This is a genomic window from Tenacibaculum finnmarkense genomovar ulcerans, from assembly GCF_900239495.1.
Classification (GTDB): Bacteria; Bacteroidota; Bacteroidia; order Flavobacteriales; family Flavobacteriaceae; genus Polaribacter; species Polaribacter ulcerans.
In genome coordinates this window covers 1-13022 of sequence record NZ_OENE01000007.1, presented here as the reverse complement: position 1 = coordinate 13022, position 13022 = coordinate 1, and the positions used below count along the sequence as shown (strand labels likewise).

The 13022-nt window shown below is 30.6% G+C and carries 13 protein-coding genes; 4 read left to right on the top strand and 9 right to left on the bottom strand.

Annotation, left to right across the window (positions count from 1 at the left end):
- Position 1: 1 nt before the first annotated feature.
- The 3 genes from mfd (at position 2) to DPIF8902391_RS02485 (ending at position 4573) form a co-directional block, all read left to right on the top strand.
- Positions 2–3334 carry a transcription-repair coupling factor gene (gene mfd / locus DPIF8902391_RS02495; protein ID WP_172504960.1) on the top strand — a complete coding sequence of 1111 codons (3333 nt, stop codon included), beginning with the start codon at positions 2–4 and terminating at the stop codon, positions 3332–3334.
- 69 nt (positions 3335–3403) lie between these two features.
- Positions 3404–4261, top strand: coding sequence for a DMT family transporter (locus DPIF8902391_RS02490; RefSeq protein ID WP_058883974.1), 858 nt, complete (start codon positions 3404–3406; stop codon positions 4259–4261).
- 123 nt (positions 4262–4384) lie between these two features.
- Entirely contained in the window at positions 4385–4573 is a 189-nt protein-coding gene (locus DPIF8902391_RS02485) for a hypothetical protein (protein ID WP_172504959.1), read from the top strand.
- A gap of 68 nt (positions 4574–4641) precedes the next feature.
- On the opposite strand, the gene DPIF8902391_RS02480 is transcribed toward DPIF8902391_RS02485, so the two are convergent.
- The 5 genes from DPIF8902391_RS02480 to DPIF8902391_RS02460 all read right to left on the bottom strand — a co-directional run bounded on the left by DPIF8902391_RS02480 (position 4642) and on the right by DPIF8902391_RS02460 (position 8081).
- Entirely contained in the window at positions 4642–5727 is a 1086-nt protein-coding gene (locus DPIF8902391_RS02480) for a hypothetical protein (protein ID WP_058883975.1), read from the bottom strand.
- A gap of 12 nt (positions 5728–5739) precedes the next feature.
- Positions 5740–6843 carry a DNA-processing protein DprA gene (dprA, locus tag DPIF8902391_RS02475; RefSeq protein WP_058883976.1) on the bottom strand — a complete coding sequence of 368 codons (1104 nt, stop codon included), beginning with the start codon at positions 6841–6843 and terminating at the stop codon, positions 5740–5742.
- 242 nt (positions 6844–7085) lie between these two features.
- Positions 7086–7370 (bottom strand): hypothetical protein, encoded by a 285-nt coding sequence (locus tag DPIF8902391_RS02470; RefSeq protein ID WP_058883977.1) that lies wholly within the window; start codon positions 7368–7370, stop codon positions 7086–7088.
- Entirely contained in the window at positions 7360–7734 is a 375-nt protein-coding gene (locus DPIF8902391_RS02465) for a hypothetical protein (protein ID WP_058883978.1), read from the bottom strand. The genes DPIF8902391_RS02470 and DPIF8902391_RS02465 overlap by 11 nt, the downstream gene beginning before the upstream one ends.
- Before the next feature lie 11 nt (positions 7735–7745).
- Positions 7746–8081 carry a hypothetical protein gene (locus tag DPIF8902391_RS02460; RefSeq protein WP_058883979.1) on the bottom strand — a complete coding sequence of 112 codons (336 nt, stop codon included), beginning with the start codon at positions 8079–8081 and terminating at the stop codon, positions 7746–7748.
- A 308-nt stretch (positions 8082–8389) separates the two neighbouring features.
- Here DPIF8902391_RS02460 and rimK point away from each other — a divergent pair, with 308 nt between their 5' ends.
- Positions 8390–9760: a 30S ribosomal protein S6--L-glutamate ligase gene (rimK, locus tag DPIF8902391_RS02455; protein WP_058883980.1), complete on the top strand. Its 1371-nt coding sequence runs from the start codon at positions 8390–8392 to the stop codon at positions 9758–9760.
- 191 nt (positions 9761–9951) lie between these two features.
- Here the strand turns inward: rimK and DPIF8902391_RS02450 are convergent, their stop codons facing one another.
- The 4 genes from DPIF8902391_RS02450 to DPIF8902391_RS02435 form a co-directional block, all read right to left on the bottom strand.
- Positions 9952–11055 (bottom strand): NTP transferase domain-containing protein, encoded by a 1104-nt coding sequence (locus DPIF8902391_RS02450; RefSeq protein ID WP_172504958.1) that lies wholly within the window; start codon positions 11053–11055, stop codon positions 9952–9954.
- A complete protein-coding gene (proC, locus tag DPIF8902391_RS02445; protein WP_058883982.1) occupies positions 11056–11841 on the bottom strand; it encodes a pyrroline-5-carboxylate reductase in 786 nt (261 codons plus the stop codon).
- 12 nt (positions 11842–11853) lie between these two features.
- On the bottom strand, positions 11854–12330 hold the full coding sequence (gene moaC, locus DPIF8902391_RS02440; protein WP_172504957.1) for a cyclic pyranopterin monophosphate synthase MoaC: 477 nt from the start codon (positions 12328–12330) through the stop codon (positions 11854–11856).
- Between the two features lie 231 nt (positions 12331–12561).
- On the bottom strand, positions 12562–12852 hold the full coding sequence (locus tag DPIF8902391_RS02435; protein ID WP_172504956.1) for a GIY-YIG nuclease family protein: 291 nt from the start codon (positions 12850–12852) through the stop codon (positions 12562–12564).
- Positions 12853–13022: the final 170 nt, after the last annotated feature.

Genomic DNA, 13022 nt, shown 5'->3' with positions numbered 1-13022 from the left:
GTTGAGCAAACAATTGATTGTAAACCATTACCAACAATCTGATACCGTCAAACAGATTGTTAAAGAGCTTCAACAAGAACAAAACCACTTTCAAATATCGAATTTGGTTGGTTCTTCGTTGTCTTTTGTTATTTCTGAAACTTTTAAAAAAGCCGAAAAACCCTATTTATTAATTTTTAATGATAAGGAAGAAGCCGCCTATTATTTAAACGATTTAGAGCAATTATTAGGCGATAAAAATGTGTTATTTTATCCAGGTTCGTATCGCCGACCGTATCAGATTGAAGAAACTGATAACGCCAATGTTTTATTGCGTTCAGAGGTTTTAAATCGGATTAATTCGAGAAGAAAACCTGCAATTATTGTAACGTATCCGACGGCTTTATTTGAAAAAGTAGTCACTAAAAAAGAACTTGATAAAAACACTTTGAAAATTACAGTTGGAGAAAATATATCTCCCGATTTTGTAAATGAAGTATTGTTTGAATATCAGTTTAATCGTGTTGATTTTGTTACTGAACCTGGTGATTTTTCAGTTCGTGGTGGAATTATTGATGTTTTTTCATTTTCGAACGATGAACCTTATCGAATGGAGTTTTTTGGCGATGAAGTAGAAAGTATCCGAACTTTTGATGTGGAAACGCAGTTATCAAAAGAAAAACAACAGAAAGTAAGTATTATGCCTAATGTTGAAAACAAAGGGCTACAAGAAAATAGAGAAAGTTTTTTAAAATATATATCGGCTAAAACAGCAATTTTTGTAAAAGATATAGCTACAATTACAACAAATTTAGATACGTTTTTTAAAAAAGCAACTGCTTCCTTCGATGAATTATCAACAGAAATAAAACATTCAAAACCATCGGAGTTATTTTGTGATGGTACTTTAATTCAACAAGAATTACAAAAATTTACTACGGTAAATATGGGTAAATCTGTTATCAAAAATATAACAGATATTAGTTTTGATACAAATGCACAGCCTTCTTTTAATAAAAAATTCGATTTATTAATTCAGAATTTTAACGAGTTTTCAGCAAAAGGATTTACCAATTATATTTTTTGCTCTAATGATAAACAAGCTCAGCGTTTTCATGATATTTTTGATGATAACGACACGGAAGTATCCTATGAAACCATTGTTTTTCCTTTGTATCAAGGATTTGTAGATATTCAAAATAAAATTGTTTGTTATACTGACCATCAGATATTTGAGCGTTATTATAAATTTCGCTTAAAAAATGGCTATGAAAAAAAGCAATCCATCACTTTACAAGAACTTACCAGATTAGAAATTGGCGATTATGTAACACATATCGATCATGGAATTGGAAAATTTGGCGGGCTTCAAAAAATTGATGTAGAAGGAAAAAAACAAGAAGCAATTAAATTAATTTATGGCGATAGAGATATTTTATATGTAAGCATTCACTCGTTACATAAAATTTCAAAGTTTAACGGAAAAGACGGAAAACCGCCTAAAATATATAAATTAGGTTCGGGTGCTTGGAAAAAAGTAAAGCAGAAAACGAAGGCTCGAGTGAAACATATTGCGTTTAATTTAATTCAATTATACGCCAAAAGAAAATTGCAAAAAGGCTACGCTTTTGCTCCTGATACGCATATGCAACATGAGTTGGAAGCTAGTTTTATTTATGAAGATACACCCGATCAGTTTACATCTACGCAAGATGTAAAAACCGACATGGAAAAACCGCAACCCATGGATAGGTTAGTTTGTGGTGATGTTGGTTTTGGTAAAACAGAAGTCGCTATTCGTGCAGCTTTTAAAGCGGTAGATAATGGAAAACAAGTAGCAATTTTAGTTCCTACTACTATTTTAGCTTTTCAACATTTTAAAACTTTTTCGGAGCGTTTAAAAGATTTTCCTGTTACGGTTGATTATTTAAATCGATTTAGAACCACAAAACAACGAAATACTGTTTTAGAAGGTGTTGCAAATGGAAGTGTAGATATTGTAATAGGAACGCATCAATTAACCAATAAAAAATTACAATTTAAAGATTTAGGATTGTTAGTTATTGATGAAGAGCAAAAATTTGGCGTTGCCGTAAAAGACAAGCTAAAAACTATCAAAGAAAATGTAGATACGCTAACATTAACAGCTACGCCAATACCAAGAACGCTACAATTTAGTTTGATGGCGGCTAGAGATTTATCAGTAATAAAAACAGCGCCACCAAATCGACATCCGATTGAAACCAATGTCATCCGCTTTAGCGAAGAAACCATTAGAGATGCAATTTCTTATGAAATTTCTCGTGGAGGACAGGTCTTTTTTATCCATAATAGAATCGAAAATATTAAGGAAGTAGCAGGATTATTACAACGTTTAGTTCCGAATGCTAAAATTTGTATCGGTCATGGGCAAATGGAAGGGAAGAAGCTAGAAGAATTAATGCTTGCTTTTATGAATGGTGAATTTGATGTATTGGTGTCAACCACTATTATTGAAAGCGGATTGGACGTGCCAAATGCGAATACTATTTTTATCAACAATGCGAATAACTTCGGATTGTCAGACCTGCACCAAATGCGAGGTCGTGTAGGGCGTTCGAATAAAAAAGCATTCTGTTATTTTATTACGCCAGCCTATCATATGATGACTACAGATGCGAAGAAACGTATCGAAGCTTTAGAGTTATTTTCAGAATTAGGAAGTGGTTTAAATATCGCTATGAAAGATTTAGAAATCCGTGGAGCTGGAGATTTATTAGGAGGTGAACAAAGTGGATTTATCAATGATATTGGCTTTGAAACCTATCAGAAAATATTACAAGAAGCTATTGAAGAACTCAAAGAAAATGAGTTTAAAGATTTATATCCTACGGATGAAAATACGCCGAAAGAATATGTAAAAGATGTACAAATTGAAACAGGATTTGAAATTCTTATTCCTGATGCTTATGTAAATTCGGTAACCGAAAGATTAAGCTTGTACAATGAGTTAGGAAATTTAACAAAAGAAGAAGAGTTATTAACATTTGAAAAACAAATTGTTGATAGGTTTGGAGAATATCCAGCAGAAGTTCAAGATTTATTAGACAGCGTTCGTATAAAATGGCTTGCGAAAGAATTAGGGCTTGAAAAAATTATATTAAAACAAAAACGTTTATTAGGCTATTTTATAGCTGACCAGCAAAGTAAATTTTATGAAACTGATGGATTTACAAGAATGTTGCAATATGTACAGGAAAATCCAAAAAGTTGTGTAATGAAACAGAAAGAAACTAAAAATGGCTTACGATTATTAGTTACTTTTATTCGAATTGATTCAGTAAAAACGGCTTTAAACTTGTTGCGAGAAATATAAAAAAGTCAAGTGAAATCAAATAAATGTCAGGCAAGGGGGGTTGAAGCCCTTTGTTGAAAAAAATATAAAATGGAAAATAATCATACTAAAAATTTAGCAGGTTTATTATTAGCAACATTATTTATAAGTACATCAGGTGTTTTAGGAAGATATATAGCAATGCCTTCGGAAGTAATTATTTGGTTTCGCTCGGTGTTTGCGATGTTAATTTTATTTGCTTTTTGTAAGTTTAAAAAAATTGATTTAACCATAAAATCAAGCAAACATATTTTTCCGTTTATTGTCAGCGGAATTTTTATGGCAGGGCATTGGATTACCTATTTTTATGCCTTAAAATTATCGAATGTTGCCATAGGAATGCTATCATTATATACTTTTCCTGTAATGATTGCTTTTTTAGAACCCTTGTTTTTAAAAGTGAAATTCAACCCGATTTACATTGTTTTAGGATGTATGGTATTGCTAGGGCTTTATATTTTAGCACCTGAATTTAATTTAGAAAGTTCGAATGTTCAAGGGATTTTATTCGGATTGCTTTCCGCATTGTTTTATGCTATCAGAATTTTGATGTTAAAGCAATATGTAATTCAATATAACGGCACCATGTTGATGTTTTATCAAACGTTAATTATTACAATTTGTTTGCTTCCTGTATTGTTTTTTATGGATGTTTCAGGTTTTGAAAACCAATATCCGTATGTATTATTATTGGCACTTTTAACCACGGCAATAGGGCATAGTTTAATGGTGCATTCTTTACAGTTTTTTACGGTTTCAACATCGAGTATTATTAGTAGCGTGCAACCTATTTTCGGAATTATTTTGGCGTTTATCTTTTTAAATGAAATACCTACTTGGAATACTTTTATTGGTGGTTCTTTAATTTTAGCAACCGTGGTTATTGAGAGTGTGAGGAGTAGGAGGTAATTGAAAAGTTGTTTTTTTGGTATGATACTTTTAGGCTAACATCCTCATAATTTAGGTTCTAATTAGTTTTAAAATTAAAGAAAGCGTAAATTTAAAAATTAAAAAAAATGAATCAGAAAAACTATGAACAAACTCTTTGATATATGCGTCGATATTTTACAATACGTAGGAAATGTAACAGGATTAGGGTATAAATCTGCAAATATTTGGATTTTTGTTATTATCCATCCACTTCTAACAATTTATTTTTTCTATTTATACCGAAAATATAAAAAACGATGTAAATTATTAAAGGAATCTTCTGAAAAATAAAAACCTTATTATAGGCAGCGCCTGTTTAAATTTTACTTAAAAAAAAGTTTAAACAAGCGCTAATAAACCTAATACCCTTTATGCTGTTGTTCGATAATACTTTTAAGGGTTACATCTTCGTAATTTCGGCGAATAAAGGTTAAGGCGTTGTATAATACTTCGCCCATTCCGTCGCTATCTCTAAAATTAATATCGCCAGTAAACTCAAAAATTTCTTTTTTTAATTTTTCGATATTTTTTGGGATAGAAATAGTGTCCGATTTCATTGCGGTAAGCAATCTGTTTAAACGAGAACGAGAACCTAAAATACGTTTTGCCACAATTGAGCGTTCTTCTAATTGATATTGTTCAATAGAATCGGAGGTTAATTTTTGAGCTACTAATTTTACAAATTTTAAATTTTCTTTAAAAAACTGCGGATAATACACCTTGAATTTCCCTTCATAACATTGCTGATCAAAATCTATAGGTCTAATTTTATACACCACATTTTCAAAATCGTGGGTAGGTACAATTACGTAATTATACGAACGCATATCACCCAATAAACGAATCATACAACGCTCGTTAAACTTCACAAATTCTTTGGCTATTTGCGCTTTTTCAATATCTAAACAATCGTCTAAATAATCTTTGATAAAAATATCGCCAGGAATTCCTGAAATATGTTCTTCAATTAAGGTGTCTTTATACACTAAAAAATTTAAGTTATAAGGCGATAAAATATCTTCTAATTCTAAGCCATAAATACGAGAAGCATCGGTTTTTTTAACGTAAAAATAGGTGTAATTATCGTTTAAAATATTACGAACTTTTACCCTAAAAGGCTGTGAATTACCAAAGGTACAAAAATCAACAGCATCTACATTTAAGTGCTGAATACTAGCGTCAGAACCGTTTGAATGTAAAATATTATATATTTTTTTTAAGCTAAAATCTATTTCTTTACGCTCAAATTCATTATAATAAACACGCACCCATAAGGTGTCATTATCATTTTTATCATAGACAGTTATAGCACCCTGATAACGCAATAAATCATCATAAAAAATAGGAATTTGAATGGTTCTATTATGTCTTTTTAAATAAAGTCCGAGTTTTTTATTAACAGGATACGCGGGTTTTCTTTGAGATATTAATTTTTCTTGTGCCATAATTCAAAGATACTAAACCTCAAAGAGTTTACCCGGTAAAGGTCTGAGAACTCCTTTAAGTTCCATTTGAAGAACTAATGATGATAATTTATATACAGGAATTTCACATTTGTGGGCAATTACATCAAATAATTGCTTGCCATTTTGGTTTAAAAAATCATAAATTTTTTGTTCATCATCGCTTAGGGTAACAAATAGTTGGTTTTGTATTGCTGTTGTATTTTTTGACTCATTAACGTCCCAATTAAGCATTTTTATAATATCGTCAGCAGTATTTAATAAATGCGCTTGGTTATTTTTGATCAAATTATTACAGCCTTTACTGTAAATATCATAAGTTCTACCAGGCACTGCAAAAACATCTCTGTTATATGAATTTGCAATATCGGCAGTAACTAATGAGCCTCCTTTTGCTGCCGATTCAATAACAATAGTAGCCTTAGAAATACCCGCAACAATCCTATTTCGTTTTAAAAAATTTTCACGAAGCGGCTGTTCTTTATGCCAAAAATCAGTAATAAAACCACCATTTTTAGTTACTTGAGCGCAGTATTTTTTATGTGTTTTTGGATATATCATTTCTAAGCCATGTGCTAAAACGCCAATAGTTTGCAAGTTATTTTCAATAGCTGCTTTGTGGGCGCAAATATCAATACCATAAGCAAAACCACTTATAATAATCGGGTTGTGTGGCGCTAAATTAGCTAAAAGTTGCTTGCAAAAATCACGCCCGTAAGGAGTGATTTTTCGAGTACCAACTATTGATATTATTTTTTGACTGTTTAAATTAATAGCACCATCTTTAAAAAATAAAATAGGCGAATCAATACAGTTTTTTAAGTTTTGAGGATAATCGGCATCTAAAAAATAAGAATATTGAATGTTATTTTTTTTGATATATTCAAATTCTTCGGTTGCTTTTTTTATGTTTTCAGTATTTAATAGTTGCTGTATGGTATGCGCTCCTATTCCGTTTATTTTTTGTAGCGAACCTGCTTTTTCTTTAAATATTTGCTCCACACTTCCTGTAGCGGTAATTAATTTTTTAGCGATAATATCGCCTATGTTTTTGGTGGATTGTAGGCGTAAAATAGCGATTATTTTATCAGAATTCATAGCGTAATAATTTGAATATCAATATACAAAAAAATACGATTGATAAAATTAAAAAGACAAACAACAAGGAGCAAATCGGTTTTTTCTTAGCTGAAAAAATAAAACATACAATATAAATAAATTCTAAAATTTGGGGAATTTTAAATTTTGAATCGGCTATTATTTTACACACCTAAAAATCGGCATCCTTATGTGTTTGTAAATGCTAGGATCACCGATTTTTTTAAGTGAATTTCTATAATTTAATTGTTTCCAAATTTTAAAACATCTAGCACATTGTTATATTTTGGAGTAAAAAAGAAATCTTCTAATATTTTCTTTATATCTCTTTTTTCAACAGTAGCAGTAACAACAGTATTCTCTGTAAAAACATTTTCCTTTGCTTCTAAGGCTATTGCTTCTGCTGTGTTTGTGCTTGTAGCAATTTGCAATACTTTATGCTCGTATATATTTTGAAACGATTCTATGTACGATAGAAAATCGCTATCTAAATTATAATTTTTTAAATTAATTTTATTATAATTCATTATCTAATTCTTTTTTATGTCTATTTAATAATGTTCTGGTAAGGGCTAAATTTGCCTTTTTAGAATCAACAGCTAAATAAATAAAATACTCACCACTTGGCGATAAATTAACAATATGTATTTCATTTTCTAGGTTAAAATAAATGTCTTTAATATTTTCATTTAAACCTAAGGTAACCATTGCTTTACGCTTAGCATTTATTATTTCAACGTTATAAGCACAAGCCAAGGCAGGGTCAAAATCAGGTTTAGAAGAATGTGAATGAAGCGATTCTCCAGAAGCCATTTCAGCAATACTAATTGCGATATACCCCGGAATATCTTCTCTTACATTTTCCACTAATTTATCTAATATTTTTTGCATTTTTTTTCTATTTATAGTTGATTATTAAATTCTTTTTTTAAAATAATATCTAGTAAGGCAATATTTATTTTCTTTTTTGATAAGAAACAAAGCATGTATTGATGGTGTTTAATCATAAGAATATTTTGACCGTCTGACTTGAGCCTTATTTTCTTTAATTCAGTATTAAAAAACGTACTAAAAAAATGATTTCCCATATTAAAAAGAGTTGTTTGAAACACAATTATTTTCTCTTGTAAATCGCCTAAGTCATTTTTTTTTGGAAAAAAGTCAATAACCTCCCCATCATCTTTTAAGAGAAAAATAGCTGTTGATTTTGTTTCGATTAAAAGTTCTTCTAAATCCACTTTTTAATTATTTAATATACAAGTCAAATTTACCGTTTAAAAAAGAATATCAAATTGAACAATAGTATTCAATTATTGAACAATAGTCTTTTTATATAAGTTTTTAAAGTTTTAATTCGTTTGTAATGAGTGTTTTATGTTGTCTGTTGAGGTATTGGTAAAATAGAAATAGTAAAAGATGATATATAATATGACTTCCAAAATAATTAATTGTTTTTTAAAAAAAACAGTAGTTTTTTATTTAAAGAATGATTATTATTGATGTAGGGAAATAATAAATTAAACCTTTATATAAATAACAAATCACATTGAACAATTTAAAAATCATAGGAAGCGAAGAGTGGTGTTCGTTTAAAAATTTCGGTATTCCTGCTATAAAAGCACGAGTAGATTCAGGAGCTAAAACTTCTTCAATTCAAGCAAATAGTATCACGCCTTTTTTTAAAGGAACAGAACAATGGGTTCGTTTTGAGGTAAATCCATTACAAGAAAATAGGAGTATCAGTATTACTTGTGAGTCAAAAGTACACGCAAAACGCTCTATTAAAAGTTCTACGGGAATATCCGAAGAACGTCTTGTTATAAAAGTTCCTGTAACTTTAGGTCAAGCTACTTTTGATATTGAATTAACCCTTGCCAACCGAGATTCGATGGAATTTAGAATGCTATTAGGGCGTGAAGCATTGTCAAACGGATATTTAGTAAACGCATCAGAAAGTTATTTACTTCCTGCTTTTAATGAACAGGATATTGATGAAAAATACGCTGCTTTTAGAAAAGAAAAAACAGGTTTAAAAATAGCCTTATTAGCCAGTAATTCAGGTTTGTTTAGTAACAAACGAATTATGGAAGCAGGGCGTGCAAGAGGGCATGAAATGGTGTTTTTAAACGTGCAACAAGCCTATATGAAATTTGATGCTAAAGAGCCTCAAATACGCTACAGAGGCGGAAATGTAATCGATGCTTTTGATGCTATTATTCCTCGAATTAAACCATCGGTAACTTTTTATGCCTGTGCATTAATTCGTCAATTTGATGCTATGGGAACCTATTGTTTAAACTCAGCCGATGCAATTAATCAGTCAAGAGATAAATTATTAGCCACCCAATTATTTGCTAAAAACGATATCCAAGTTCCTATTACAGGTTTTGCAAATTCACCTTTAGACACTAAAGACTTGATAAAAATGGTAAACGGAGCGCCGCTTATCATTAAATTGTTAGAAAGTACCCAAGGAAAAGGCGTTGTTTTAGCAGAAACCACCAAAGCCGCAGAAAGTGTAATTAACGCTTTTAAAAGTGTTAAAACCAATATTCTTGTTCAAGAATTTATCAAAGAAGCCAACGGGCAAGATTTACGCTGTTTTGTAGTAAACGGAAAAGTGGTAGCATCTATGCAACGACAAGCTGAAAAAGGGGAATTTAGAGCAAATATTCATCAAGGAGGATCGGCATCTAAAGTTAAAATTACTTCCGAAGAACGAAAATTAGCCATTAAAGCGGCAAAAGTTTTAGACCTTCCTGTGGCAGGAGTCGATATTATACGCTCTAACAAAGGACCTTTATTATTAGAGGTAAATTCATCACCAGGATTAGAAGGTATTGAGGCTGCAACAGGTTTAGACATTGCTAATATTATGATTGAAGCCATTGAAAAAAAGCTAAAATTCAAGAATTAAATAAGCCTATTAAAAGCTAAAAAACATACGAATTAAAAGCAAACAGCCCATCTTATTAAAATGGGCTGTTTTTAGTTATAAAATTTTTATTAGAAGCAATTTCCCGCTTTGCGCACTCGCTTTTTTTGTTTGAAAAAAACAAAAAAGAGCTCAAACAAATGCTTCAATCGGGGCTAGGCATTTTGCTCAATTTAAAGCATTTTTTTAGCCATTTCAAATTCTTCAGGCGTGTTAATATTTCGAATCAAATGATCATCAACTTCTACAATTTCAATATCAGAATTAATCAGCATTTTTCGAGGGCATGAATATCCTTGGGCTATGTATTGCAATAATTTAGTATATGCTTTTGGCTCATAAATAGTAATTAAAGGCTCAACAAACTCACTATTTTTTCCTTTAATAGCCGTAGCTATTTTACTAGGATTTCTTTTTTCTAGCAATAATTTCAGTAGGTTTTTATCAACAAAAGGAACATCCGTAGCAAGCACTAACCAAGCCGAATTAGGATCTTTTTGAAAAGCAGAACAAACACCTCCAAAAGGTCCTAAATTTAAAAAAGTATCCTGAATTTCATCCGAAGAAGCTTTTTCCGAAGAAGTTTGTACCGAATAAAAAGTTTCTAAAAGAGTACTTTCTAACAATTCTTTAGCATGTTCTTTTTGTGGTTTCCCGTAATATTCCAACACCGATTTATCCGTTCCCATGCGGGTACTTTTTCCTCCAATTAATACCAAGCCTTTTACAGGCGCAATATGTTCTTTAATTATATTTTCAATATGATGTGTAATTTTATCAATTTCATCAATTTGATAACAAGTTATGTTTTTTATCTGTGGAAATTTTTCGAGTAAGCAATCAAAATAAGGAACATCCGAAGTACGTTTTATAATAAATTGAATGTTGGTTATTTGGTCTAATCTTTTTTCAATAGACGCTTGTTTTTCCTTATCTAAAATTAAAATTTGCTTGGCTCCTTGATAATGATTTCCGTTAATAAACACCAAATCATGATTGATAAACTGCAAGCGTTGTTCAAATTTATTAACAGAACTTATCGTGTTAATTTGTAAATTCCCTTGCTGATGAAACGTGTATTCGGTAAAGTTGTTTTTAGCAATATTTTTGGCATGAGAAGCATCAAAATACCCTAAATTATAATTTGATAAATTCAAAGAAACATCTTTAACTAAATCAGCAATTATACCACAATTTGTTCCTAAAATAGCGACTTCATTCGTAGCGTAAGTATCGTTTTGTTTTTTAGTGATTTTTGCGTGTTTTTGATGTATCATTTATAAATTATCTATTTTATTTTTTGAGGCTATAATCCCTTGAATAATAGCAGAACTAAAACCTTCTTGCTCCATTTTACTCAAGCCTGTAATGGTAATTCCTTGAGGTGTTGTTACTTTATCAATTTCACTTTCAGGATGATTTTGGCGCTGTAAAATTAATTCGGCAGCTCCTTTTAAAGTTTGCGCAGCTATTTTTTGTGACAATTCAGAGTTAAAACCTATTTCAATACCGCCCTGCATTGAAGCCCGAAGGTAGCGCAAAGCAAAGGCAATACCACTAGCTGCTAAAACGGTTGCCGAAGCCATTAAATCGTCATCAATAAAAACAGTTTCGCCTAAGTTTTTAAAAATAGTTTTCACCTGTTTTTGCTGTGTTTGATTGCTGTCAATTGTTGAAATACAAGTCATCGATTGTTTAATTGCTGCTGCTGTATTTGGCATTGCTCTAAACAAGGGAAGCTCTTTATTTAGCATTGTTTTTAAGGCAGCTAATGAAATTCCTGTAACCGTAGATATAATTATTTGCTTGGTTAATTGCGGTGTTAATTGGGCAATGACTTCTTTTGTTTTTTGCGGTTTTACACATAAAATAATAATAGCAGCATTTTTAATGGCATCATTATTTACGGTGGTTACTAAAGTTCCGATATCCGCATATTTTTTTAACGCTGCTGTATTTCTTCTTGATAAACTTAAATCAGTTGGGCTTAAGCCACTTTCTAAAAGGCCATCTGCAATTGCACACCCTAATTTTCCTGCTCCAATGATTGCTATTTTATCCATGTTTACATTTTTTTAACGCCTGTTAATATCAGATTTTCCACCTGTTTTTTCTACTAAAATAATTTCTTTAATAATCATTTTTTGATTGATTGCCTTACACATATCATAAATGGTCAAACAAGTTGCCGATGCACCTGTTAAAGCTTCCATTTCTACGCCAGTTTTTCCTTCGATAGTAACTTTACAAAAAACCTCTAAATATTCGTTTCCAACAATATTTATGTCAATATCTACACCATTAATTAATAACGGATGACACATTGGAATAATATCTGACGTTTTTTTTACCGCTTGAATACCTGCAATAATAGCGGTTTGAAAAACAGGTCCTTTTTTGGTAATTAGGTCATTATTTTTAAAATGAGAAATAATTTGAGAACCTAAAAACATGGTTGCTTTTGCAATAGCGGTTCGTTTGGTAATTTTTTTATCAGAAACATTGACCATTTTCGGTTGATTCTGCTCATTTATATGGGTAAAGTTGCTCATTTTTTTACTTTTTATATTAATCCACTCGAACTGACAGGATATGTCACATCGAGTGAATTTGATGTCCGATAGGAAAATCAAATTTGTATCGAGAGGTTATTTCAAATATATAAAAGTTCTCGATACAATTTTATTTCCATTAACATTTCAATAAAATCACTCGAACTGACAGGATATGTCACATCGAGTGAATTTGATGTCCGATAGGAAAATCAAATTTGTATCGAGATGTTATTTGAATTTTTTCTTCGCTAAATTTGGGAGTTTTTCAAATTTAGCGTTTATTAAAGCCTCTTTTTTAACTTTTGACCATTTTTTTAATTGTTTTTCCTTTTCTATTGCTAATTCTATATTTGTAAATTCAGAATAAAAAACTAAATTTAAAGGTCTTCGTTTAAAGGTATAACTATTTATATTTTTTCCATTTTTATGTTCGATTAACCTTTCTTGAAGATTAGAGGTAACCCCTGTATAATAAGAGTTATCAGAACATTTTAATATGTAAACGTAATAAATTTTCATTTTTGAATCGTTAAAAGTTCTCGATACAATTTTATTTCCATTAACATTTCAATAAAATCACTCGAACTGACAGCGTATGTCACATCGAGTGAATTTGATGTCCGATAGGAAAATCAAATTTGTATCGAGATGTTATTTCAAATATATAAAAGTTCTCGATACAATTTTAT